Origin of the sequence: Vibrio sp. JC009 (genome assembly GCF_029016485.1) — a bacterium.
Classification (GTDB): Bacteria; Pseudomonadota; Gammaproteobacteria; order Enterobacterales; family Vibrionaceae; genus Vibrio.
In genome coordinates this window covers 2,848,637-2,872,914 of the sequence record NZ_CP092106.1, presented here as the reverse complement: position 1 = coordinate 2,872,914, position 24,278 = coordinate 2,848,637, and the positions used below count along the sequence as shown (strand labels likewise).

Annotated in this window: 19 protein-coding genes, 1 tRNA gene and 1 pseudogene; 10 read left to right on the top strand and 11 right to left on the bottom strand. The window is 42.7% G+C overall.

Annotated elements, in window-relative coordinates; translation table 11 throughout:
- Positions 1-345: 345 nt before the first annotated feature.
- Positions 346-1,779, top strand: coding sequence for an integrase family protein (locus L3Q72_RS12775; protein WP_275130317.1), 1,434 nt, complete (start codon positions 346-348; stop codon positions 1,777-1,779).
- Positions 1,780-1,975: 196 nt separating this feature from the next.
- Here L3Q72_RS12775 and L3Q72_RS12770 read toward each other — a convergent pair whose 3' ends face one another.
- Positions 1,976-3,631, bottom strand: coding sequence for a tetratricopeptide repeat protein (locus L3Q72_RS12770; protein WP_275130316.1), 1,656 nt, complete (start codon positions 3,629-3,631; stop codon positions 1,976-1,978).
- Positions 3,632-4,363: 732 nt separating this feature from the next.
- Here L3Q72_RS12770 and L3Q72_RS12760 point away from each other — a divergent pair.
- Entirely contained in the window at positions 4,364-5,515 is a 1,152-nt protein-coding gene (locus L3Q72_RS12760; RefSeq protein WP_275130314.1) for an AAA family ATPase, read from the top strand.
- Between the two features lie 72 nt (positions 5,516-5,587).
- On the opposite strand, the gene L3Q72_RS12755 is transcribed toward L3Q72_RS12760, so the two are convergent.
- Both L3Q72_RS12755 and L3Q72_RS12750 read right to left on the bottom strand, forming a co-directional pair.
- The gene (locus L3Q72_RS12755; protein WP_275130313.1) at positions 5,588-7,735 is read right to left on the bottom strand and encodes a hypothetical protein; all 2,148 of its coding nucleotides are present in this window, start codon (positions 7,733-7,735) and stop codon (positions 5,588-5,590) included.
- A 184-nt stretch (positions 7,736-7,919) separates the two neighbouring features.
- Positions 7,920-8,270, bottom strand: a complete 351-nt coding sequence (locus L3Q72_RS12750) for a hypothetical protein (protein WP_275130312.1) — start codon at positions 8,268-8,270, stop codon at positions 7,920-7,922.
- A 187-nt stretch (positions 8,271-8,457) separates the two neighbouring features.
- Here L3Q72_RS12750 and L3Q72_RS12745 point away from each other — a divergent pair, with 187 nt between their 5' ends.
- Positions 8,458-9,321 (top strand): hypothetical protein, encoded by an 864-nt coding sequence (locus L3Q72_RS12745; RefSeq protein WP_275130311.1) that lies wholly within the window; start codon positions 8,458-8,460, stop codon positions 9,319-9,321.
- 99 nt (positions 9,322-9,420) lie between these two features.
- Here L3Q72_RS12745 and L3Q72_RS12740 read toward each other — a convergent pair.
- From L3Q72_RS12740 to rpsU, 5 genes are all read right to left on the bottom strand, one after another.
- Positions 9,421-9,496, bottom strand: a tRNA-Ile gene (locus L3Q72_RS12740).
- A 236-nt stretch (positions 9,497-9,732) separates the two neighbouring features.
- On the bottom strand, positions 9,733-11,619 hold the full coding sequence (gene rpoD / locus L3Q72_RS12735) for an RNA polymerase sigma factor RpoD (RefSeq protein ID WP_275132108.1): 1,887 nt from the start codon (positions 11,617-11,619) through the stop codon (positions 9,733-9,735).
- A gap of 68 nt (positions 11,620-11,687) precedes the next feature.
- On the bottom strand, positions 11,688-13,445 hold the full coding sequence (dnaG, locus tag L3Q72_RS12730; protein WP_275130310.1) for a DNA primase: 1,758 nt from the start codon (positions 13,443-13,445) through the stop codon (positions 11,688-11,690).
- Between the two features lie 96 nt (positions 13,446-13,541).
- Positions 13,542-13,985, bottom strand: a complete 444-nt coding sequence (locus L3Q72_RS12725; RefSeq protein ID WP_275130309.1) for a GatB/YqeY domain-containing protein — start codon at positions 13,983-13,985, stop codon at positions 13,542-13,544.
- A gap of 26 nt (positions 13,986-14,011) precedes the next feature.
- On the bottom strand, positions 14,012-14,227 hold the full coding sequence (gene rpsU / locus L3Q72_RS12720; protein WP_001145625.1) for a 30S ribosomal protein S21: 216 nt from the start codon (positions 14,225-14,227) through the stop codon (positions 14,012-14,014).
- A gap of 208 nt (positions 14,228-14,435) precedes the next feature.
- Here rpsU and tsaD point away from each other — a divergent pair, with 208 nt between their 5' ends.
- Positions 14,436-15,452, top strand: a complete 1,017-nt coding sequence (gene tsaD, locus L3Q72_RS12715; RefSeq protein ID WP_275130308.1) for a tRNA (adenosine(37)-N6)-threonylcarbamoyltransferase complex transferase subunit TsaD — start codon at positions 14,436-14,438, stop codon at positions 15,450-15,452.
- 171 nt (positions 15,453-15,623) lie between these two features.
- On the opposite strand, the gene plsY is transcribed toward tsaD, so the two are convergent.
- The gene (plsY, locus tag L3Q72_RS12710; protein WP_275130307.1) at positions 15,624-16,211 is read right to left on the bottom strand and encodes a glycerol-3-phosphate 1-O-acyltransferase PlsY; all 588 of its coding nucleotides are present in this window, start codon (positions 16,209-16,211) and stop codon (positions 15,624-15,626) included.
- Between the two features lie 111 nt (positions 16,212-16,322).
- Between plsY and folB the strand changes: the two genes are divergently transcribed.
- From folB to L3Q72_RS12695, 3 genes are read left to right on the top strand one after another with little or no spacing between them, the layout of a single operon-like run.
- Positions 16,323-16,676 carry a bifunctional dihydroneopterin aldolase/7,8-dihydroneopterin epimerase gene (gene folB, locus L3Q72_RS12705; protein WP_275132107.1) on the top strand — a complete coding sequence of 118 codons (354 nt, stop codon included), beginning with the start codon at positions 16,323-16,325 and terminating at the stop codon, positions 16,674-16,676.
- Positions 16,673-17,155 carry a 2-amino-4-hydroxy-6-hydroxymethyldihydropteridine diphosphokinase gene (gene folK, locus L3Q72_RS12700; protein WP_275130306.1) on the top strand — a complete coding sequence of 161 codons (483 nt, stop codon included), beginning with the start codon at positions 16,673-16,675 and terminating at the stop codon, positions 17,153-17,155. The genes folB and folK overlap by 4 nt, the downstream gene beginning before the upstream one ends.
- A 13-nt stretch (positions 17,156-17,168) precedes the next feature.
- Positions 17,169-17,972, top strand: a complete 804-nt coding sequence (locus L3Q72_RS12695) for an undecaprenyl-diphosphate phosphatase (protein ID WP_275130305.1) — start codon at positions 17,169-17,171, stop codon at positions 17,970-17,972.
- Between the two features lie 108 nt (positions 17,973-18,080).
- On the opposite strand, the gene L3Q72_RS12690 is transcribed toward L3Q72_RS12695, so the two are convergent.
- A complete protein-coding gene (locus L3Q72_RS12690) occupies positions 18,081-19,301 on the bottom strand; it encodes a multifunctional CCA addition/repair protein (RefSeq protein WP_275130304.1) in 1,221 nt (406 codons plus the stop codon).
- A gap of 93 nt (positions 19,302-19,394) precedes the next feature.
- Here L3Q72_RS12690 and L3Q72_RS12685 point away from each other — a divergent pair.
- Positions 19,395-20,993, top strand: a pseudogene (locus tag L3Q72_RS12685) (AAA family ATPase); the annotation flags it as partial.
- Positions 20,994-20,999: 6 nt separating this feature from the next.
- Positions 21,000-21,566, top strand: coding sequence for a general secretion pathway protein GspB (locus tag L3Q72_RS12680; protein ID WP_275132106.1), 567 nt, complete (start codon positions 21,000-21,002; stop codon positions 21,564-21,566).
- A 41-nt stretch (positions 21,567-21,607) separates the two neighbouring features.
- Here the strand turns inward: L3Q72_RS12680 and L3Q72_RS12675 are convergent, their stop codons facing one another.
- Positions 21,608-22,219: a TIGR04211 family SH3 domain-containing protein gene (locus L3Q72_RS12675; RefSeq protein ID WP_275130303.1), complete on the bottom strand. Its 612-nt coding sequence runs from the start codon at positions 22,217-22,219 to the stop codon at positions 21,608-21,610.
- A gap of 379 nt (positions 22,220-22,598) precedes the next feature.
- On the opposite strand from L3Q72_RS12675, the gene L3Q72_RS12670 reads away from it, so the two are divergent.
- Positions 22,599-24,119 carry an inorganic triphosphatase gene (locus L3Q72_RS12670; protein WP_275130302.1) on the top strand — a complete coding sequence of 507 codons (1,521 nt, stop codon included), beginning with the start codon at positions 22,599-22,601 and terminating at the stop codon, positions 24,117-24,119.
- Positions 24,120-24,278: the final 159 nt, after the last annotated feature.

Genomic DNA, 24,278 nt, shown 5'->3' with positions numbered 1-24,278 from the left:
GTTAGCTATATAGCCAGCTTTTTGGCTCCTTTCATGCGTGATTTAATTGAGGAGATCGCAACTCGAATGTCAGTATGATCAGATACAAAAAAAGCTCATGGATTTCTCCATGAGCTTTTTTTGTATCTGGTGGCCCCTCGCAGACTTGAACTGCGGACCAATCGATTATGAGTTTTGTGTTTCGCGATTCCTTGGGTGTCCCCGCGACTCCCGTATTATCACTATCTTGTTGATTTTATTGATTTAGTATTTACAGCTACATAAATAAGAGTACACTGGAAATCACTCTTAATCCTGAGAGTTTGGTGTTTTTGGTAGTCTATAGGTAGTCTTTAAGGGGTGGTCGTGAGTCAAGTTAGTAATAAGTTTAGCTTTACATATAACAGGTTAAAAAACTTACCTGTTACTGATACTAAAACGCGTTACTACGATGTAAAGCAAGAGTCATTGGTGCTTGTAGTAACACCAAGCGGGAAAAAGACTTTTGTGGTCTACAGAAAACCCAAAGGAGCTAAATCTCCTGTGACAGTAACAATAGGCAATTTTCCTGCGATAGGTATTGAAGACGCGCGAGAAATTGCAAAAGAGAGCGTACTGCTGCTAAGTAAGGGTAAAAATCCAAACGCACTGAGAAAAGAAGACAGAAAAAAACGTGTTACGTTATCAGAGTCTCTGTATCTGTATTTGGATCAAAGAGGCGATAAGTTGTCATCATCTACAGCAAACCAATACATCTCAGCAATCGAAAACTATTCTCAAGACTTACTAGATCTTGATCTGCGGATAATCAATAGGGATCTAGTTGAAAAGAAGCACGCTGACATCACCAATGGAAGGTGCTGTTGGAAACAAAAAGGCGGCTCCCGTTATGAGATGAAATCGGGGAGTGCAGCTCAAGCGGATCTCTGGGCTAGAGTATTTAGAGCTATCTACAATTTTATGAGAGAAAGTTTACGAGACGAAAATGGGAATGCTTTGTTGCCAGAAACTCCGACTACAGTGTTAAGCGCTAAAAGAACATGGAACAATGTGAATAGGAAAGACTCTAGAATTAGAAATCATGAACTAAAAAGTTGGTTTGATGCTATTGATAGTGTAAGAGAAAAAGCAAATTCTTCTGGTAAGAAAAGTACTTCAGCGATTTGTGATGCGATAGAGGTATCTATGTTTACCGGATTAAGGAAGGGGGAAGTTTTTGGTTTAACATGGGATAGAATAAATTTTTCGGAAAAGTATTTTTGGATAAATGAGACTAAGAATGGCCTTAATTTGGAACTACCCATGACACAAACTATTCATGAAATATTCATGCGAAGAAAATCAATAGTGGGTAATGAGAGTCAATATGTCTTTCCTAGTGATATAACAAATGGCCCAATTAAAGAAGTAAGAAAAACCATCCAAAAAATCGTTGAAGAAACTAGTAAATATGGAGTTAATGTAGACGATTTTATTACCCATGATGCCAGAAGGACATTTATTTCAATTGCAAACTCTCTAGGAATAAGTGGATATATGTTGAAAAGGTTAACAAATCATAAAGTAACAAAGTCTTGGGATGTGACAGAAGGTTACATAATACATAGTGCAGAAGAACTAAGGCCTTTTTCTGAGCTTGTGGAAAGAAGGATACTATTAGAAATAGGTCGAGTATCGACACCTGAAATTAAAACAATAGATAATAAGCTATCAGAATTATTGAATGACATTAGCATTGAAGATAAAGTTAAAATAATGTTCATGTTAGAAAGTAAAGACATTAAGTTTAAAGAGGAGTAAGTTACTGCTGTTGTAATTGATATTCGATCTGACAGTTTTTATGGTACACTCTAACTAAGTCAAAAGCCTCCCCACTTCAGGAGGCTACTATTTGGTTCGTCGAAAGAATCAGTATCGAAAAGCGGGTAATTGTCAGAGCAGCTCTTAGCTACTACTGCGGTTAACAAACTCATAAGCAATCTTTGGTGTAAAGTATTTATCTGATTAAGTTTATTTCACTCATAATTGCGTTAATCATATTAATAGATTTTGTCCCGTCCATTTCTGATAGAGATGTTTTACTTAGTTTAGTGATTTGAGATTCAGAACCGAAAATTTTCACCCTGTCCTCAACAACTTTAGACATAATTGAAATGGCTTCTTTTTCTTCTTTTAAATCATACATTGATATGGCTAAATTATGTTTCACTCGTAAAGTCTCAGGATGCATTTCTCCTAAAGTATCAACAGAAATTTTAAGAGCTCTAATTAAAGTTTTTTTTGCTTTTAGATGCTTATTTTGATGTGTGTAACTACTCGCGATATTCACTAGCGTTATGATTGTTAATATGTGGTTTTCACCATACATATCAATACGATTTTTAAGAATCTTTTTAAATGTTTTTTCTGATTTTTTGGGACTGGATTTGATATTTATTAGTGCTAAATTATTTAAATGAGTAACAGTTGAAGGATGTTTTTTCCCAAACAAATCAATGCTTGTATTGTAAGCTTCCTCATAACACAATTTGGCTTTTTTAATATCATTGTTTTTTTCATAAATAGTTCCAAGAGAACTTAAGGTTATACATACTTGTTCAGATTTTCTTCCATGTTCCTTGGTATCCTTTATAATTAAATCGTTATATATTATCTCCGCTTCTGTATATTTACCCATTGATGTATAAGACAGAGCTAGATTATTTTTAACAGTATCAATTATCCAATGATTGCCATCTAACTCAGACTCTAACTCATTCAAAGCATGTTTAAATATATCTACAGCATTGCTTATATTACCTCTGGCTCTTTGGATGAGCCCTTTTTGGTTTAAAAAGATTATCTTGCCTATTAAATCATCACCTATTACTTTTAACCCTTTATCAATTAAACTCATTGCCAGTTCATAATCACCAACTCTATAGGCAAGTTGACACGCATGGTTTGTTATTTGTGGTTGTACGTCAGACAGCATTGAAGCTTTTTCATAATTAATCAATGCCTTGCGATAATTAAAATTAGCTTCTGCTATTTTACCACGGCCTATATAAGCCATGACTAAATGTCTTTCGTTTTCGTTTACAAAGGAATTTAGTACTTCTTCCGCTCTATCAGTATCACCGACGGAAAGCATATTATTCGCCTCGTCAAACACTGCTTCTGGAAGTCTGCTTTTGAACATTGTTAGTGTATCTTCAATTTCCTGTCGCAGAGCCATTTCTTTCTCATAGCTCTCAGTAATATTATTCAACTTACTAACAATGTCTTCATGTTCAGCTTTTTCTACAAGCGATGGCTGAATCGCGAACTTGATGAGAGACTCTAACTCTTCTTTTCGTTTAAGCAATTTACCTTCGAATTCTTTTTCTGCTTCACTTCTAGTCAAAAAGGGAAGGCCATGATTCTCTGAAACTCTTTTTTCTGCCTCGGATTTCCACTCTTTGAGTAGAGACGCTGGGTATTTTTTCTCATCTTTGTCTATCTTTGTAGCACAGTTACAACATAACCAAATCCCATTGCTAATATCTTTACGATCCTCAGAACTCATAAGCTTATTGAAACGTGGCCCATTTTCAGATGCAGCGTAGATGTGAGCGGCAATACCAGTACTAGTACTTTTATTATCCTCACTATGAGAGCTTCTTGTAGACACTCGACATTCGGGGTTTGAACAGAAGTTATTCACACGGTCTCTGAGAGTGTTGATAGTAGTAAGAAGAAAATTATCCCTAGCCATAGGTCTTTGATAAAAAAGTTGAATGTAATCATATGTTAACAGGGGATTCCGCATGGGTATACACCTATTAACAGTCCAAAGAATGAGTTGTTCTTTGTTACATGACGCTAGCCTTATAGAAGAAGGTAGAGGCTGCCTAGTAATCAAGTCATTGGTTACTGAGGCAGAACGAGGGCAAATTTTGAAAGAAACAATCAATACATGAAAAAGAATATTATTGATCTGTCACCATCGCGTTAAGCTTCGTGCTACTCCGGACTCTCAACAGTTCTTTAAAAGGGCATGTGAGGAACTAGATGAAGATTTTTATGTTGTTGAAAATAAATAGAAAAATAATTACTAGTGCATATTTTACCAATTCTCATACCTGCTTAGCTCCTAGAATAAGGTTCTAAAGTTGTCTTCGGAGACTATCATCCTCCTGTTTAACAAACCATGAGGAAACGATGAAAACGATTAACGCACACCAACGATATTTAGATCGAGCTGCTGCGGCAGAATACATATGCGTCTCTCCAAAGACACTGGCTAATTGGGCTGTGGATCAGAGACACAACCTACCTTTTGCCAAACTGGGAGGTAAGGTCGTTTATAAAATTTCGGACTTGGATCTATTTGTAGAGAAAAGACTCATCAATAAGGATTGTGATGATTAAGAGTATATTGCACTTTCTAAGTGGAGCGAAAAGGCCGGAAAAGGAGGGTAAAGAGGTTGTTGAAGTTATATATCAAACTCCTCCTGAAAGACGAAGTGTATCAAAAATATCTCGCTCTTTTGAAATAGAGCGACTTGATCATATCAAAGTTACACGAGGATCTTGTGGATATGATCAAGTTAGTTCTTGGTTGGTAAAAGAAGTGATACCTGATATTTCGTTTGGAGTTGTTTATGGGGCTAGTGGATCATTTAAATCCTTTTATATCCTGAATTTGGCTTGCTCTTTGGCTAAAGGAATGGATTTCTTGGGGTGTAAAACATCCAAGGGCGCTGTTGTATATGTTGCTGGTGAAGGTGCTCGGGGCGCTAGCAGACGTGTTAGAGCATGGGAGATACATTATCAGACTAAAGCTTCTGACGTATATATCATCAATAGCTCTCTAGTTCCAACTAGAGACGGGGATCGTAACTTTTTACTCAGAACTATTAGAGATATAGAAAATAAAGATGGTGTAAAAGTAAAGCTTGTTATTTTTGATACTCTTGCTAGGTGTTTTGAAGGAGAGGAGAACAACTCTAGTGATATGGGGGCTTTTGTTCAAGCTTGTGATTATATCAAAAGTGAAGCCGAGTTATGTGTTCTTGCTGTACACCATATCGGAAAAAATGCTGCTAGTGAGGCTCGTGGACATTCTAGCTTAAATGGTTCATGTGATTTTGAGCTTAAAATTGCCCGCAAAAAGAAAGAGGATAGCCTCGAAGTAATCAATACGAAGCAAAAGGACGAAAAAGAGAAGGAAAACCTTCACGTTGAACTTGAAAGTATGAATCTCGGTGTTTTTGATGAAGATGGTATCGAGCTTAGCTCTTTGGTTCTTCGAAACTTTCATCAATCCAATGATCTTGAAAAATATGATGCTAAGTTAATTGAGATAATCGAGGGCTTCGGGGGGAGAGCAACGAGAAAGCAGCTTAGAGACAAATACTATGAGTCAACTGAAGGAGGAAGCAAAAATGCGAATGCAAAACGTCTTAGTCGAGCTCTTAATTCACTCGTTGAAGGTGGTATTTTTGCTTTAACCAAGTCAGAGCAAAGCATGCATCTTGATACATTCAGTTTGTCTGAGAAAAAATATAATTAGTCGATGTGACACATGACATACTCTTAAGAGTATGTCATGTGTCACATCATAAATAATAAGAACAGATGTATGTTATAGGTTTTCTAGCTTTTCCAAAATTTGAGTTTTTTCCTTCGCCAAAGACTTATCAGTTATATCGATAGCAGGTTGAAATATATTCATATCCATCTCAAAGTGATTAAACTCGTTCAATAGAGTTTTTCTGGACATAAAGAAAACTCTATTATTTATAGCCTCGGGATTAAGTCCTTTAAAAGAGTCCATGATGATATCAGTTAGCATCTCCTTCTTATTAGTATTAACGTTGTACTTGGCTGAAAGCTCTTTCTCTACCTTTAATCTCAAATACAGGTAAGTAATTGTATGTCTTAGGGTTTTCGCCAAGAGAGGGAAGTTGTCATCTTTTAAAGGCTTAAAGTTATCACTGTCCATACCAATGATATCTTGTGCAGATATTATATGATTTGAGCTGATAACATTGCTAGAAAATAGGTTGTTGTAAATGTCTGTAACATTAACCTTTATATTTTTATAGCCATGCATAATATCTGTTAACTTCTGTTTTTCGTCATTTTTACCAAGTATCTGGCAATAACCTCGCATAAACGGAATAACAGAAATCAAGAAGTCTTTTTCATCATTAATTTCGTGTTTGATATCTTCTCTAAGAAGTGAAAGAATTTCATGAATATATAGTAATATTTTCACCTCATTTTCGTTTATATTAATAAAACCATTATTTTCACCTACTGTATTGTTAAAGTAATATAAATTAAGGCAATTTTTTCTTTGATGTTCTAAGAGCTTTATTAGGTCTGTATTGTGAGTTAATACGAGAGTTTTTTTATCCTTAAGGATACTAAGTATCGCATAAGCTAGTTTATTTTTATAAATGGAGTCAAAGCTAGATATTGGATCATCTAGAACAATCAATTCATGTTTAGAGTTTTTTGCTTTAAGTATTTCGAATGATAGAGATAAAAAATTCTGCTCACCATTACTAAGAGATAATTTCTTTCTATCGTGATTTAAAAACTCCTTATCACCTAATAGTAGCTTTAGATTGTTTTCTTTATCTCTCTCTAGTGTTATTTCTCTATCTAGAGCCTCATTCAAGAACTTCTCAATAAATAGTATATCTTCAGTAGCGAATTCAGGTTTCTTTTTTAATAGTTTTTCATATTCATCCAAGTCTACGGATAAATCATAGTTTCCTGTCGTCTCAATAATGAAGTTCTTTATCAAGTTATTATAGATAGATTTGTATAAGTTAAGATCTTCAACAAGGTCTGATATATACCCTCTGTCAGAGTTTGTAATTGCTAGTCTCACTTTGTTTCTAATAGAGAAAGGATCATTTATAGGTAATCCATTCACAATTCTTTCTGCTATTTCTTTTTCTTTATCATCTAGTGAATCAGAGGTCTTTTTTATTTGGTCAGTTTTTTTTATAAGTAGATCTTTAGCGTTAATATGATTGTCACATACAAGGCAATCTTCTATATAGTCAAATCTACTTAGCAACCCAACGGCTTCATTTTGCTCTTCAAGTTTAACTAACTTCTTTTCATTGCCTTTTAACTCGAAGTCATAGTCAAGGATAGTTCGAATTGATGAGGTTTTGCTCTTAAAGTCATTAACAAAGAAAGAAAATTTAACTTCATCATACTCAGCCTCCTCTTTCTCTAAAGCGGATATATGATCTATATACTTACGTCTATCTATATTTTTTCCCTTAGACTTAGTATTAGCGATGTCTGAAATAAAGGAGAGTAGTGGTTTATCTAATATAAGGTCATCAAAAGGAGAGTTCTTTGTTGAGATACCATATTTGGACTTTAGAACCTTTGGTATATCATTGGTAAAGAGTTTGCTGAAGCTATCATTGATCTTTTCTTTAAGCATATACTCTCTTTTGATTTCATCTCCGAGTATAAAATCTTGAGTTTCTCCTTGTATAATGTTTCGGTCATTTTGATCTGAGATTATATGAGCGATCGCATCATCATTTTGAGTGAAGGTTTCACCATTTATTTGAATATCATATTCACTGTCATTTTTCTCCAAGACCTTGGAAAAGCTAGTTTTACCAGTACCGTTCGGGCCATATATAACGCAAACATTTTTTCCCATAAAGTCGATAATATTGTTTTCTTTTAGAGCTAAGTATTCTTCGGTGAAGATGTTTGATTTTTTGAGTTTGTTTATTGTTAAATGCATATTCATAACCAACTAGTTGTATATTTAATGAAAGTACAAGCTACCACTAACTTAGTTTTGGTTCTTTGGGTGAAGTCACCATTTCTAAATTAAATGCACTTTCATATGATCTGAAATCCAGTTTGAGCCTCAGTTATTAGACAAATTTGAGTATAGATTCCAGAGTTAGTATGACGATCGTGAACTAGCACTTATCAAATGGAGGAATTCCAAGTTCAACCTTCTTATTTAATTCGCTACATATGAAATTTACAACTAATGAGGTATCTTTCCTCTCTATAGTTTTTCGATTATTACGTAAGAAGGTCATGTTAATATATATAATACCTCTTTTTATTTCAGAAGAGATTGCTCTGTATTTGTAATTTTTCTGTACTATGTCTTCGTTTGTTAAATATGTTGATGCCACACAGAATTCGTATATTTTTATACCTGCCAATTCAGTTAGTGATAAATTTTCATTTCCTTTTTTGTTTTCTTCTAGTAACTCTTTTTCTCTTCTTTTAGCTAATGCTATAGATTTTTCTGATATCATTTTTTTATTTTAATGTTAATAATAATTTCTTACACTTCAAAATTATTATTTCGGGGTTAAGGGGAAGTCCCCTTACAAGGTTAGAACCCGAAGGGTTCTCCTATCTTGAATCTAGCAGTACCTTTAAGTTATGTATTTTCACCTCCTTGTAAATTTCATAATAAATTACTATTTTTTTAGAAAAATAATGTTAAAAAACTGGGTTGTAATCACTCAGCCAGTTCGTGATAGAACTGATGGTTTGATGAAAAGAGAGCATTATCTTGGCAATGAAAACCATCAGAATCACGCGAATACTGAGGCAATAGTTCAAATATTTGGTGATGAAAAGACTGTCCATAGAATGGCATTACTTGGTGAAAAGTATCGTCTACGACAAAAGCTGGTTAACAGACAAGGAGGAAGGCCTCTAAGTTCGTTTGCCGTAGAGTATTGTTTAACGCTCCCCAAGGGCGTGGTGCGCCCTAGCAAGCGCCAATGGCAATCAATCGTTAGAGATGTATGCAAATCACTAGTTTTAGCTTATAAGCTATCAGAGAGCGAAACAAAGTTGCTTTCCAAACAAGTGCGTGCGGTATGCCACATGCAACGCCAAGATGGAGCTTTAGGCACAGGTGACCACGTTCATCTTATTATTGGAAAAGTAGTTGGAAATCGTGTCCTAACTGAACTACAGAAAAAATCTGCTACACATATAGTTAAGCAATCCTTTAACACTGCTGTTATGAAATACCTCCGCTTGTCTACAAGCAGTTATCAAGTTCAAAACGGCAATCGAGGCAAGAGGCTAGAAATGTGGCGTTTTTTTCACAAAGCTTCTCAAGAGAAGCTAGAGACAATAAAGCTTATAAATAGGTTACAAAAGCAAGCAGATAGGTGGTTCAATGCTTTGGAGTCTGGAGAGACGAAGATTGCTCGTAAGTACAACCGTATGAACCTCACATTAAGAAAGCTTGAAGAGTTAGTAGTTGAGGATGAAGTAAAGCAGAACTTAGCTTTACTCAAAAGTCATATTGATGCTCAAGCTCGGGAACGACACATATCCTTGTAGCTCACTGTACACACCTGAGAACCATCGCTAAAAGTAGTCTATAGGTAGTCCAACAAAAAAGGCCTGAGAAGCAAAAATGCTCTCAGGCCTTATAAAATATGGTGGCCCCTGACAGACTTGAACTGTCGACCAATCGATTATGAGTCGACTGCTCTAACCACTGAGCTAAGGGGCCGAATAGGTGGATGATTATAGGGGAAGGGCGGGCAACTGTCTAGCCACTATGGGGGGCAATTACGCTTAGTTTTTATCCACTTAAACTAAATAGTGCCAAAAAGGTGGTAATTGCCGAAAAATAACCCCGCTGTGCGGGCGAACTACATAAAAAAGGTGAGCACTTAGCTCACCTTTGATTCAATATTGATAGCTGATAGCTGATAGCTGATAGCTGATAGCTGATAGCTGATAGCCTTATTCATCCAGGAAGCTGCGTAGCGTCTCTGAACGGCTTGGGTGGCGAAGTTTACGAAGTGCTTTTGCTTCGATCTGACGGATACGCTCACGGGTAACGTCGAACTGCTTACCAACCTCTTCAAGAGTGTGGTCAGTGTTCATGTCGATACCGAAACGCATACGCAGTACTTTCGCTTCACGAGGAGTCAGGCCTGCAAGAACGTCTTTGGTTGCAACTTTAAGGCTTGTTGCCGTTGCAGAGTCCAGAGGTAGTTCCAGAGTGGTATCCTCGATAAAGTCACCCAGATGCGAATCTTCATCGTCACCGATTGGTGTCTCCATGGAGATAGGCTCTTTAGCGATTTTCAGTACCTTACGGATCTTATCTTCAGGCATCTGCATACGTTCTGCCAGTTCTTCCGGTAGTGGCTCTCGGCCCATTTCCTGAAGCATCTGACGAGAAATACGGTTCAGCTTGTTGATAGTTTCGATCATGTGAACAGGGATACGGATAGTACGGGCCTGGTCCGCAATCGAACGAGTGATTGCCTGACGGATCCACCATGTAGCATAAGTCGAGAACTTATAACCACGGCGGTATTCAAACTTATCAACTGCCTTCATCAGGCCGATGTTACCTTCCTGGATCAGGTCAAGGAACTGAAGACCACGGTTGGTGTATTTCTTCGCGATAGAGATAACCAGACGCAGGTTTGCTTCAACCATCTCTTTCTTCGCACGGCGTGCTTTTGCTTCACCGATAGACATGCGACGGCTGATGTCTTTGATGCTCTGAACCGGAAGAGAAGTCTCTTCTTCGATTGCTTTCAGCTTCTGAATGCTGCGACGGATATCGTCTTCGTTACGCTTGATTTTCTCAGCGTACGGCTTGTCAGAAGCAAGAACTTCATCCAGCCATGCTTCAGAAGACTCGTTGCCGGTAAATAGTGCTACGAATGACTTCTTAGGCATTTTTCCGTATTCAACACACTGGCGCATAATCAGGCGCTCTTGTGTGCGTACGCGGTCCATTGAAGTGCGAAGCTCGTTAACCAGGTAGTCAAACTGCTTAGGAACCAGACGGAACTCTCTGAATACATCCAGCAGTTCTTCAGAGGCTTTATCGACAACAGCACCGCCGTTGCCGTGCTCGTTAACTGCTAGCTGAAGGTCCTGATACTTGTTGCGAAGGTCAGTGAACTTCTCAAGAGCCAATTCTGGGTCGATACCTGTATCTTCTTCAGAATCGTCATCTTCGCTCTCTTCGCCGTCTTCCAGCCCTTCATCATCTTCGTCTTCAAGGTCGCTTTCAGAAAGCTCTGAGCCGATGTGAGTCGCTGTCGGTGCAGCAGTATCCGCATCGTTTGGATCTACAAAGCCTGAGATCAGGTCGGTAAGGCGAAGCTCTTCTGCCTGAACTTTGTCAAACTGTTCAAGAATATAAGAAATTGTGCCAGGGTATTCTGCAACTGAGCACTGAACCTGGTTGATACCATCTTCAATACGTTTTGCAATGTCGATTTCGCCTTCACGGGTAAGTAGCTCAACAGTGCCCATTTCACGCATATACATACGAACAGGGTCTGTGGTGCGGCCGATTTCGTTTTCTACACTGGAAAGTGCAGCGGCTGCTGCTTCTGCGGCATCTTCGTCAGTGATGACGTTGTCATCGTTAAGAGACATCTCATCTGCATCTGGTGCAGTTTCAACGACTTTGATGCCCATATCGTTGATCATCTGAATGATGTCTTCTACCTGTTCAGAATCTACGATTTCTGCTGGTAGGTGGTCGTTAACTTCGGCGTAGGTCAGATAGCCTTGTTCCTTGCCTTTAATAACAAGTAACTTTAGCTGTGACTGCGGATTTTGATCCATAGACGATACCCAACTTCTGGTTTGAGTGATGGTGTAAGTATGCGAAACGCAAACCGCTAATTATAACAAACTGATTAACTTTTATCTACGAATAAGGGTTACGCTTTTAAGTCTAGCATCAAAGCTAGCAGCTCCCGTTTTTCTTCGGTTGATAAACCGACACTTCTCTCTTTCGCTTGTAAAGACTCAATCTGCTTTTCAATGCACTGGGATATTATTTTATCCAATGCATCCAGGAATATATCTTGTTCATTATCATCGTCTTGCAGAGGGATTTCCCATGCGGCAAGGCGAGAGAGCAAACTTTCATTTTTGTCATTGCGCCAGTGCTCTAGTAACTGGCCTGTGTTGATATGGGGATTTGCTATGCATTTATCAACCACATCAAATAATAAACTTAGTCCCGGAATGGGAATTTCGCGAACACTAGTTAGATCCGGTATCAATTCTGAGTAAGCCGGGTTTTGTACCAACAGCGCAATCACCTCCCTCATCGGGGTTCTTTTTATCTCTTTATGTGGCTGAGGCTGTGTATTTACCGGCTTTCTTCTCTGTATCTGGTGTTCGAGAAAGTTGCCTGTTTTTTGTCCCAACAGCTTAAATAGCTGGGCCTGAAGGTGCTCATCCGGCACCTTCTCTATCAGAGGTTTTGCCAGTGCTTCCAGCGCAGCTTTGCCTTCGTTGCTGGCAACACCGACTTTGACCTGATCTGTCAGGTTGGTAAAAAAGTATTCTGACAGCGGCGTAGCCTGCTGCATCTTCTCTTCAAAGGCTTCTTTACCAAATTTTCTGATAAAGCTGTCCGGGTCTTCTCCGTCAGGCAGGAAAAGGAACTTGAGAACGTTGCCGCTCTTCAGGTAGCCCAGGGCATTTTCCAGTGCGCGCCAGGCTGCTTCACGGCCGGCTCTGTCGCCGTCATAGCAGCAGACAACTGTGCTTGTCTGTCTGAACAGCATCTGCAGATGGTCACCGGTTGTCGAAGTGCCCAGTGAAGCAACGGCATAGTCGACGCCATACTGAGCCAGAGCAACCACGTCCATATAGCCTTCAACCACCAGAACCTGTGGTGGCTCTTTATAGGCCTGAAGTACTTCGTAAAGGCCGTACAGCTCTTTACCTTTGTGGAAGACAGGGGTCTCCGGTGAGTTCAGGTACTTAGGTGTGCCGTCTCCGATAACACGACCACCAAAGCCGATAACCCGGCCACGCCGGTCACGGATTGGGAACATTACCCGGCCGCGGAAGCGGTCGTAACGGTTGCCTTTATCATTTTCGATAAGCATACCGCCGGTAACCAGCATATCCTGTGTGGCTTTTTGCTGACCGAAGTTCTTTCTGACCAGATCCCATTCATCGGCAACAAAGCCAATGCCAAATTTCTGGACGATTTCTCCGGAGAGGCCACGCTCTTTCAGATAATCAATCGCGTGCTTATTGGCGCTGACTTTTAGCTGGGAACGGTAAAACTTAGCAATGCTCTCCAGTAACTCATAAAGGCTGCGCTTTTCCTGAGTATTGGTTGGGGGAGTATTGCTAAATTTTCCGCCGCTTCTTTGTTCCCTTGGTACTTCCAGCCCTAAACCAGAAGCCAGCTCTTCAATAGCTTCAACAAATTCAAGGCGGTCGAACTCCATCAGGAAGTCGATGGCATTACCATGCGCACCACAGCCAAAGCAGTGATAGAACTGTTTTTCCTGACTGACGGAAAAAGAGGGAGTTTTTTCGTTGTGGAAGGGGCAGCAAGCGCTGTAGTTTTTTCCCTTTTTCTTCAGTTTTACTCTGGCATCAACAATATCAACAACATCCACCCGGGCGAGTAGGTCATCAATAAAACTGCGTGGGATGTGTCCTGCCATAAGTCCTGATTACTGAATCAATAAATAGGGAACGGATACGAACAAGCCGTGCACTCCAAAAAGGATAGCACGGCTTGCTATAACTTGGGTCGGGTTTTAAGCAAGCTTAGCGCGAACTAAACCGCTCACTTTACCCATATCTGCACGGCCCTGAATCTGTGGCTTAAGAACGCCCATTACTTTACCCATGTCTTGCATGCCCGCAGCGCCGGAATCAGTAATTGCAGCTTCAATAAGTGCAGCTACTTCTTCTTCGCTAAGCGGTTGAGGCATAAATTCCTCAAGTACGGTAATTTCTGCTTTCTCAGCATCGGCAAGGTCTTGGCGACCTGCAGATTCAAACTGCGTAACAGAGTCGCGACGCTGTTTAACCATTTTAGTCAGCACGGCAATGATATCGTCGTCGGTCAGAGTGATCTTCTCGTCAACTTCACGTTGCTTAATTGCTGAAAGGGCTAAACGAATAGTGCCAAGGCGAGCTTTGTCCTTGGCTTTCATCGCAGCTTTTTGCTCTTCTTTGAGTTGGTCAATCAGAGCCATAACTAAATTCCTTGTGGACTTAGTTATTAGTACAGGCGAACGCGACGTGCGTTTTCGCGAGCTAGCTTCTTAGCGTGACGCTTCTGAGCAGCTGCTTTAGCGCGTTTGCGAACTGTTGTTGGTTTTTCATAGTGCTCGCGACGACGTACTTCAGATAGGATACCTGCTTTTTCGCAAGAGCGCTTGAAACGACGTAGTGCAACGTCGAACGGTTCGTTTTCACGTACTTTAACTACTGGCATATGCCTTTCACCTCAGGGGTTATTCGTTAACGCTGGTTCCTTTGTAACCGTATCGCTATTGAACGGTACTTAACCAGCTTGATCAAAAATGGTGCCGAATTTTAATCCGATCGATAGCCCTTTGTAAAGCTTTATCGTGGTCAAAATTTGTGGAATTAGGTAATATTGCGCCAATTTTATTTTCTGAGAAAGACGTGCTGAGAAAATTATGCGCATTTTAGGTATCGAAACCTCCTGTGATGAAACAGGTATAGCAATTTATGATGACGAGAAGGGACTGGTGTCTCACAAGCTTTATAGTCAGGTAAAACTCCATGCAGATTACGGCGGTGTGGTGCCTGAGCTTGCTTCACGGGATCATGTGAAGAAGACTATTCCACTGATTAAAGAGGCATTGAAAGATTCAGGCTTAACGCCAGCAGACTTTGATGGTGTGGCTTATACTGCAGGCCCGGGTCTTGTTGGTGCACTGCTTGTTGGTGCCACTATCGGACGCAGTATCGCTTACGCATGGGATGTTCCTGCGGTTGCTGTTCACCATATGGAAGGGCACCTTCTTGCTCCTATGCTGGAAGATAACCCACCGCCATTTCCTTTTATCGCTCTGCTGGTTTCCGGTGGTCATACTATGATTGTGGAAGTGAAGGGTATTGGCGAATACAAGATTCTTGGTGAATCCATTGATGATGCCGCTGGTGAAGCTTTTGATAAGACGGCGAAGCTGATGGGGCTGGACTATCCGGGCGGACCTCTGCTCTCCAGACTGGCAGAAAAAGGCACTCCGGGTCGTTTTAAATTTCCACGCCCGATGACCGACCGTCCGGGGTTGGATATGAGTTTCTCCGGCCTTAAAACCTTTGCTGCAAATACCATTGCAGCAAACGACAATGACGACCAGACCCGCGCAGATATCGCTTATGCCTTCCAGGAAGCGGTATGCGCCACACTGGCAATCAAGTGTAAGCGCGCACTGGAACAAACCGGAATGAACCGCATTGTTATCGCCGGCGGCGTAAGTGCCAACAAACAGCTGCGTGCTGAACTGGAAGCACTGGCGAAAAAGCGTAAAGGCGAAGTCTATTACCCGAGAACGGAGTTCTGTACTGATAACGGTGCGATGATCGCCTATGCGGGCATGCAACGGTTGAAGAACGGGGAAGTGTCGGATTTGTCGGTTGAAGCTAAGCCTAGGTGGCCGATTGATCAACTGGAATCAATAAAATAAGGGATGGGCTTTGCCCTGATGGGCTATGAGGTGATTAGGCTATAGGGAAAAGCTTGACACCATGCGTATTCGATTCGAATCTTGCATAGCCCATAGCCCATAGCCCATAGCCCATAGCCCATAGCCCATAGCCCATAGCCCATAGCCCATAGCCCATAGCCCATAGCCCTTCTACCTATTCCCCACCTTAGGTTCCGTCCCCTCAATCAACCTCTTAATATTCTCATGATGCCTGAAAATAATCAGACAACAGAGCAACGCAACCGGTAGGGTATAAAGAGGCTTAACTATCCAGGTATAGAAAGGAGCCAGAAGAGAGGTAATTATGGCGGCCGCTGAGGAATAGCGAGTGACAACCGCGATGGTCAGCCAGGTGACTACTAGAAACCCTGTAATATCCCAGCCTATCGGAGCAATGGCACCAATAGCGGTTGCCACGCCTTTTCCGCCTCTGAAATGAAAGAAAATTGGATAGATATGTCCAAGACAGGCTGAGATGCCTATGATGCCTAAAACCAGAGGTTCTATACCCATAAAGTAGCTGGACCAGACAGGTATTGTCCCTTTTAACATATCGCACAGCAGCACCAGCGCGGCAGGCACTTTGCCTCCAAGCCGGAGAACATTGGTTGCACCGGGGTTATGAGATCCGGAAGTTCGCGGATCCGGAAGCCTGAACAGACGGCATATTAAAACTGCACTGGAGATCGAGCCTAACAGATAGGCTGCGATGATCATTGTCAGTGCAATTGGCGTCATAACTGTTCCTTGGGCAATGAAATTGGTAATAGCCAGAGATATTGTGGGATAATACGTTGTTTTAACGTCTATTGGTATCCGACCTCTTTAAAATGAAGGAGTAACCTCTTGCTGGATAAAGTATTTATAGAACAACTGGAAGTTATTACCACAATCGGTGTATACGATTGGGAAAAAACGATTAAACAGAAGCTGATTCTCGATATTGAGATGGCTCATGATAACCGTCCTGCGGGAAAAAGTGATAACGTAGCCGACGCTCTTGATTATGCAGCAGTGAGTGAAGCGGTTCTTAATCATATTGAAGGCGGACGCTTTGAATTGGTAGAAAGAGTGGCTGAAGAAGTGGCAGAGTTAGTGATGAGCCGTTTTTCCGTGCCATGGATTAAGATTCGCCTGACTAAGCCGGGTGCAGTACCTCAGGCTAAAGGGGTGGGCGTCATTATTGAAAGAGGCGTTGCATGACACTTGTCTATGTCGGTGCAGGAACAAACATAGACAGAGAAAAGCACTGCCGGGCAGCGATTGAAGAGCTCTCTGCACTGGATAGTGACTTACGGGTGTCGGCAATATACGAATGCGAAGCAATCGGTTTTGACAGCAACGACTTCTATAACTTTGTCATTGAACTGAATACAAACCTGACGTTAACGGATTTTTCACACTACCTGCGTAATATAGAGCTGAAATGGGGCAGAGAAGCGAATGCCCGCAAATATCAGGATCGGACACTCGATCTGGATATCATTTTATTCGGCGACCAGATATCTTCGGAATCTCCGGTGATCCCGAGAGAAGATATCTATAAATATCCGTTTGTTACCCAGCCACTATACGAGTTGGCTCCGGATCTTGTTATTCCGGGAACTGATACCGCTATCAGAGAAATCCGGGAGCAAATGGAAGGACTAGAATCCCTGAAAACAGTGGATCTAAAACAATAATAATGGATTTACAATGAGTTACTTTGAGGCTTTTATTCTTGCTCTTATTCAGGGCTTGACGGAATTTCTTCCAATCTCCAGTTCAGCGCACCTGATCCTGCCTTCACAGATTCTGGGCTGGGAAGATCAGGGACTGGCTTTTGATGTCGCTGTTCATGTCGGGACTCTGGCGGCGGTGGTGATCTATTTCAGAAAAGAGGTGGTCACCCTGTTTGCTGCTTTGATAGGCTCTGTCTTTAAAGGGCGCAGGGACAAAGAGTCAAAGCTGGCCTGGATGATTGTTCTGGCAACCATACCTGCCTGCGTTTTCGGCTTGCTGATGAAGGACATTATTGAACTTTATCTGCGAAGTGCCTGGGTTATCGCAGCAACAACGCTTATCTTTGCTTACTTACTCTGGTGGGCAGATAAAAACTCTTCTCTGAGCGATGATGAATATGCCGCTGATTGGAAAAAGTCACTGTTTATCGGTGTTGCTCAGGCTCTGGCTATGATTCCGGGAACATCCCGCTCAGGCGCAACGATTACAGCCGCTTTATATTTAGGCTTTAACCGAGAAGCAGCTGCGCGCTTCTCATTCCTGATGTCGATTCCAATTATCGCCCTTGCTGGAAGCTACCTGGGTCTAAAACTGGTCACCGGAACCGAGCCTGTTCATGTGGGCTTCCTACTGACAGGTATTGTGACTTCGTTTATCAGTGCGTACCTGTGTATCCATTTCTTCCTTAAGATCATCTCAAGGATGGGGATGATGCCGTTTGTGATTTACCGGGTAATTCTTGGGGTTGGGTTGGTTGTGTTTATGATGGGTAGTTAAGTCGTAGGCCCTGGGCCCTGGGTTTCTGGGCCCTGGGAAAGTAGATGTTTTTTGAACCCAGGCACCAGTAGGGCGCAGCCCGTCCCAGGGCCCAGGGCCGAAAAATATTTACCCTGAAAGCTGAAAGCTGACAGCCGACAGCCGCCTCCTCTCCATCTCATCCCGAATCCCTTTCCCCTTAAACCCATCCGAAATAACATCCTGAACATCCACCGAAAGAGCGGCTTCAAATGCTTTTTCAAATAGTTCTTTCTGCGGGTATGGTTGGGATTCCAGTCCTTTTCTGCCACGGTGGTCAGCAAGGCAACAGAGAAGCACCTGCTCAAGCTTTTCCGGTTTTCTCCATACATCCAGTTTATTGAAGATCTTAAGGAAAGTTGCAGGGCGGAGCTCTTCGGCTCTGTGTACATTTGAGTGCTGTGCACAGACAGCCAGAGCCAGTTCTTTGTAGTCATTTGGAGCCCGTACCCGTTCACAAAGAGCTTTGATTAGGGGCAGGCCACGGGACTCATGCATTTTATGGCTTGGCCACTCTTCTTTTGGAGTAACACCTTTGCCAAGATCATGCGTCTGAGCGGCGAATCTGATCAGCGGAGAGTCGCTAAGCTTTGCGGCTTGTCTGGCAACCATCAGAGTGTGAATGCCGGTATCAATTTCAGGGTGCCACTTTTTAGTCTGAGGGACACCAAATAACTGTTCGATTTCCGGAAGTACGACTTTCAGCGCACCGCACTCTTTTAAAACCGAAAGGAAGGTTTGCGGGTTTTCCGTAAGCAGGGACTTGTGCCACTCCTGCCAGACTCTTTCTGCGGTCAGGTGTTCCAGTTCGCCCGAGTCAACTATCTGCTTCATCAGAGAAATAGTTTCCGGTGCAATGGAAAAACCAAGGTGAGCAAGTTTAGCGGCAAAGCGGGCAACTCTGAGTACTCGCAGAGGATCTTCGACAAAAGCATCGGAAACATGCCTTAGGATACGCTCATCCAGATCCTGCTTTCCTCTGTAAGGATCATATAGCTTACCGTTTTCATCCATCGCCATGGCGTTGATGGTGAGATCCCGGCGAATCAGATCTTCTTCAAGAGTTACGTCCTGAGAGAAGTGACACTCAAATCCGGTATAACCCGCAGCGGTTTTTCTTTCCGTTCTTGCCAGTGCGTATTCCTGTTTGGTTTTAGGGTGCAGAAAAACCGGGAAGTCTTTACCAACCGCCTGATAACCGAGTTCCAGCATTTGCTCTGGTGTCGAGCCAACGACCATCCAGTCTTTATCGTGGCTTTTTATTCCCAATAGCTGGTCTCTGACCGCTCCACCAACTAAATAAATCTGCAATTTGCACTCCGGGCTGAGAAAATAAGATTAAAGATATTTACATTCTATCAGCCGGTGGTACTTTTGCTTAGCGATAAATATAGGTGTTGAGAAATGTACAAAGATTACTTCGGCTTTATAGAACAGCCGTTTTCTATCGTCCCGAATGCCAGATATCTGTTTTTAAGTTCACGTCATCGTGAGGCGATGACGCACCTTCAGGCCGGGCTGGGAGAAGGTGGCGGGTTTGCTATGCTGACCGGAGAAGTGGGAACCGGGAAAACCACGGTGTCCAAAGCTATGCTGGCCTCGCTGGATGATGAAATAGAGGCGGGGCTGATTCTTAACCCTACTTTTTCAGAGTCTGATTTGCTGGAAGCCATCTGTGATGAGTTTGGAATTGAATATCCTGAGCAGGCTTCACTTAAGCAGCTTAGTCAGGCTATCTCCGGCTATCTGTATACCAATCATGAAAACGGCAAACAGACGCTGCTGTTGATTGACGAAGCTCAGCATCTTTCCGCTCAGGTACTGGAGCAACTACGCCTGCTTACCAATCTGGAAACGGACAATCAGAAACTGCTTAAAGTACTTCTGATTGGTCAGCCAGAGTTGCAACTCAAACTGCAGACGGTGGAACTAAGGCAGCTTGCCCAGAGAATTACCGGCCGTTATCACCTGTTGCCTCTGACCGAAAACGAAATCGCCCAGTATATCGATTTCCGCACCCAAACAGCCGGAGTTCGGGTTCAGCTTTTTTCTAAAAAAGCGGTGAAAATCATTGCCCGTAAAACTCAGGGTGTACCAAGGCTGATTAACCTGGTTTGTGATAAGGCGTTGCAATATGCCTATTACAGTAACCAGAAAACGGTGGGGGCCAGTCAGGCAGAAAAGGCCTGTGACGATGTGCTCTCATTCCAGGCTCCGGGGGCTTTTACTCCAGCTAAGACTAAAAGTTCACCGGGTCCTGTTGTTATTGGTTCTTCTGTTTTGGCCGCACTTGCAGCCTCTGCGATCTATTTTGCTCCTGAGATAAGAGAGCAGGCTGAGTTGTTAACCGGTAAACAACCGGAGCCGATTGTTGTTGTGGAAAAATCTTCCGAGCCGTTAGTGATTGAGGTGGCTTCTCCAACATTTGAGCAGGAGGTTGCCGGTTTTTACAGGGAGAATGAAATCTCAGCTGTTCGCACTTTGTACCATCTGTGGGGGATTGATGCATCAGTCCTGGATGCCAGCTGTAACCTTCTGCCTTCTCACCCTTTTTACTGTGAAACCAGCAAGGGTGAGCTCAGCGATATTCTGAAAGTCAATCGTCCGGTGGTGTTAGCCCTGGAAGCTGACAGGCAAGTTTTCTACGCCGTGCTTTACCGCGTTGATACTGATTCGGTTGAGCTGCTGAATAGCCGGCAGAGGATCCGGATCTCAACTGAGAATTTGAGCAAGCTATGGCGGGGAGAGTATACAAGCCTGTGGCCGAATAAGATTGCCAGAACATTAAAACCGGGGGATTCGGGCAGCAGCGTGATTCTGCTGGACAGCTTACTGGCGAAAGCGCTGGGAGAAGATGCTCTGGAAACTAAGCGTTTTAATGATGAAATGAAAGCGCGGGTAAAAAGCTTCCAGAAGTGGCAGGGGCTTCAGGCTGATGGCGTTGTTGGTAAAAATACGCTGAAGCTGCTGGATATTATTACTAATAAAGAGGCGCCTGAGCTTGTTGCTATGGGGTTGGTAGCGGAAGAGAGCTCAGCTTTGCAAGATCCTGATGTACGGGTTATAAGCCTGGATTACCCGCAGTTTGGTGAGTTACAGCCTGTTGTCAGAAATAAGGCCGACGATACAGTGGCGCAGGAGGTAACCGCGCAAGTTATTCAGGAGGAGCCGGTGCCTCAGCAAGTGGTGGGGTCTGAAAGCAAAAGGGCGAAAGAGCTGGATTTAGATTCTTTGGATCTAAGTGAGCTTTCACCTGAGCTTGCCAAGCGGGTGCAGAATGCCTTTGAGGAAGATAGCGCCACATCTGGTTTGGGTGAACAGGATGCACCAAAACCAGAAAAGCTAACTGAGAATTTGAAGAAGTACGCAGGACAACTACCGGCTCTGAACCTGCAAACACATATGTATGCCTCCGACTCCAAGCGCAGATGGGTCAAGATTAATGATAAGGAGCTGAGTGAAGGAGAGTGGCTTGACACAAGCATTCAGCTGATTTCGATTTCACCACGTAATATCGTTATCGCCTTTAATGGTCAGCAGGTAGAGATTCCGGCGCTTTACGAGTGGGAAGGATAAAAAAGAAAAGAGCCTCGCGGCTCTTTTCAGTAAAACAATTTTTACGCCCAGCCATTTGGTGACTTTTTACGGCGAGGAATGATGTGTGGAAGGATAAGTCCAAACAGCAGACCGATACCTGCAACACCGCCGCCATACATAAAGTATTTCAGCAGAAGATCTTCTTTTTGCGTATCAAGACGGGCACGCAGTTCACGAACATCTTTCTGAGACTCAGTCAGCTTCTGGCTGATGTCGCTGTAGTTTGCTTCCAGCTCAGCAATCTGCTTGTTTCGGATATCCAGAGATTCAATCAGACCGGCTTGCTCCTGATTGGCACTCTTCTCAGCATTGGCCAGTTTTGCCTTAACTTCTGCCAGCTCTTTTTCAAGCTTCGGAAGGCGAACCGCCATACTTGCCTGACGAGTAACAAACTTGCTCTCTACCCAGCCTTTACGGCCTTTTGAGTCAACAACTTCGCTGTAACCCGTATCCTTGTTCACATTAACCAGGTTAACCTTATCGCCGGCATTTACGCTGCCGATAATTCTAAACTGGTTGCTCGGTCCTGAATGCATGTAAGTAAACAGGTTATCTGCGATATAGCGTTGTGCAGCAAAAGCACTTGGTGTTGCGAGTAGTGTGCACAAAACCAAAGTGAATAATTTTTTCACGGTAAGTCCCTTAACAAATTCTTCTATTGAGACAAAGACTATCATCTGAGGGCGTTAACTTGCCCTGAGTTAATTGTAGTCTTTAATAAACAAATTCATGAACCGAATAGTAAGAAGTTTCTTAAGCCCCTGCAACTAAAGAGCCATTCAAATCTGCGCTTTATGCGGTTTTGAGTCAAATCTGACATTCTTCTAACAATATTTCGAGGCTGGATAGCTTGCTCTTGCTCCAAAAAACAGGCTTTTTTCGGTCCTGGAGTATCTGCGTTCAGAATTGGTGCCGAAAGCTGACTTAGATCATTCATTGATGGGGATTTGTTGCTTGCTGTTAATCTTAATAGGCAATATCCTGTCACTATCTTGTTACTAAGGGACAACTATGGAAACCGAGATAGAGCTGAAGTTTTTTGTATCGCCAGATTTTTCGGAAAAATTAAAAGAAAAAATCACAGAAACTAAAATTCTTCAGAACAGTTGCAGAGAGTTAGGGAACACCTATTTTGACACTCCGGACAACTGGTTGCGTCAGCACGATATCGGCTTACGTATTCGACGGTTTGATGACGTTTTCGTTCAAACAGTTAAAACATCAGGTCGCGTAGTTGCCGGCCTGCATCAAAGACCAGAGTTCAATGCTGAACACACAAGCAATGAACCTGAGCTTACCCTTCACCCGGAAGAGATTTGGCCAGACGGTAAGTCAGTGGCTAAGCTTCAGGGGGAACTGATTCCCATCTTTTCAACCAATTTCACCAGAGAACAGTGGCTGGTCGGCATGCCTGACGGCAGTCAGATCGAGGTTGCTTTTGATCTGGGCGCTGTTGTTGCTGACGATAAAGAAGAGCCTATCTGTGAAGTGGAGCTGGAACTTAAGTCAGGCCAGACAGAAGCTCTGTTTACTCTGGCGCGCTCTATCAGTGAAGGCGGCGGTATGCGTCTTGGGAATCTGAGTAAGGCTGCACGAGGTTACAGACTGGCTCAGGGACACAGAGGCGATAAGGTTAAGTCTCTTGCTCTTGTGGATACCAGGGAAAAAGATTCTGTTGAGGCCTGCTTTGTGAAATCTTTGGAGCACGCACTTGCTCACTGGCATTACCATGAGCAGATATTTTTTGAACGTCCCTCTTTGTCTGCGTTGCATGAAATTGGTAATTCCATCTCCTTTATCAGACAGACTCTGACAGTGTTTGGTGGCATTGTACCAAGGCGCGCAAGTGCGATTCTCCGGCAGGAGCTTAAGTGGCTGGATGAAGAGTTGCACTGGCTTAAAGATGCAGATTACATCGATGATCTGTGTGAAGACAAAGGGCATGCGCTGCGTAAGCTTGATGCGCGTAAATGGCTGGTAAAACACTTAAACGACGAGCGGGAAGCCCTTCCGGACAGAGAAGAAACTCTGGATCTTCTACAGTCTGCTCGTTACACCGGCTTGCTGCTTGACCTTAGTCGCTGGATACTGGCAAGAGGCTGGCAGCCGTTTCTGGATGATAAAGCCAGAGAAAAGATGGCTAAGCCGATTCGCCGTTTTTCAGAAAAGCAGCTTGACCGAACCTGGGCTGAACTTATCGAAGCTTTCCCAACCGAGCAGGATCTTTCCCGCCAGGAGTATATCGATCAGCAGTACCGTCTGATGAGAAATCTGTACACCGGTGTCTGCTTTGCCTCTATCTATGATATTGGCCAGCGAAATGCTTTCAGGCTTCCATGGGCCGATCTTTATCAGGGCATCGATGATCTTCTTACGCTTGGTCCGCTACAGAAATATGTGGATCAGCTTGAGGGTGATGAGAAAAATCAGTTGGAAAGATGGCTGTCTCGCCAGGAGTCTTCTATTCTTCATGCTATGGAGCAGACCAGAAACATGTGTGTGGAAGCCCAGCCATATTGGCTCAGACAGTAGAAATATAGCAGCTATATTTTTTGCAGAAAAAGCCAGACAATGTGTCTGGCTTTTTTAATAAGCGCTAAGTTTTCTGTATGGCTCAATTGATGGTCTGCTGCTATTTACGGGGCTTTATTACCCGTTAACTACACCAGTGTGACCTTGGCGGCATTATCA

What these genes read in the sequence shown, in the direction of transcription:
- L3Q72_RS12760 (WP_275130314.1), top strand. Translation starts at nt 4,364, where the DNA reads ATGATTAAGAGTATATTGCACTTTCTAAGTGGAGCGAAAAGGCCGGAA.
- L3Q72_RS12755 (WP_275130313.1), bottom strand. Translation starts at nt 7,735, where the DNA reads ATGCATTTAACAATAAACAAACTCAAAAAATCAAACATCTTCACCGAA.
- L3Q72_RS12750 (WP_275130312.1), bottom strand. Translation starts at nt 8,270, where the DNA reads ATGATATCAGAAAAATCTATAGCATTAGCTAAAAGAAGAGAAAAAGAG.
- L3Q72_RS12745 (WP_275130311.1), top strand. Translation starts at nt 8,458, where the DNA reads ATGTTAAAAAACTGGGTTGTAATCACTCAGCCAGTTCGTGATAGAACT.
- dnaG (WP_275130310.1), bottom strand. Translation starts at nt 13,445, where the DNA reads ATGGCAGGACACATCCCACGCAGTTTTATTGATGACCTACTCGCCCGG.
- L3Q72_RS12725 (WP_275130309.1), bottom strand. Translation starts at nt 13,985, where the DNA reads ATGGCTCTGATTGACCAACTCAAAGAAGAGCAAAAAGCTGCGATGAAA.
- rpsU (WP_001145625.1), bottom strand. Translation starts at nt 14,227, where the DNA reads ATGCCAGTAGTTAAAGTACGTGAAAACGAACCGTTCGACGTTGCACTA.
- tsaD (WP_275130308.1), top strand. Translation starts at nt 14,436, where the DNA reads ATGCGCATTTTAGGTATCGAAACCTCCTGTGATGAAACAGGTATAGCA.
- plsY (WP_275130307.1), bottom strand. Translation starts at nt 16,211, where the DNA reads ATGACGCCAATTGCACTGACAATGATCATCGCAGCCTATCTGTTAGGC.
- folK (WP_275130306.1), top strand. Translation starts at nt 16,673, where the DNA reads ATGACACTTGTCTATGTCGGTGCAGGAACAAACATAGACAGAGAAAAG.
- L3Q72_RS12695 (WP_275130305.1), top strand. Translation starts at nt 17,169, where the DNA reads ATGAGTTACTTTGAGGCTTTTATTCTTGCTCTTATTCAGGGCTTGACG.
- L3Q72_RS12680 (WP_275132106.1), top strand. Translation starts at nt 21,000, where the DNA reads ATGGGGTTGGTAGCGGAAGAGAGCTCAGCTTTGCAAGATCCTGATGTA.
- L3Q72_RS12670 (WP_275130302.1), top strand. Translation starts at nt 22,599, where the DNA reads ATGGAAACCGAGATAGAGCTGAAGTTTTTTGTATCGCCAGATTTTTCG.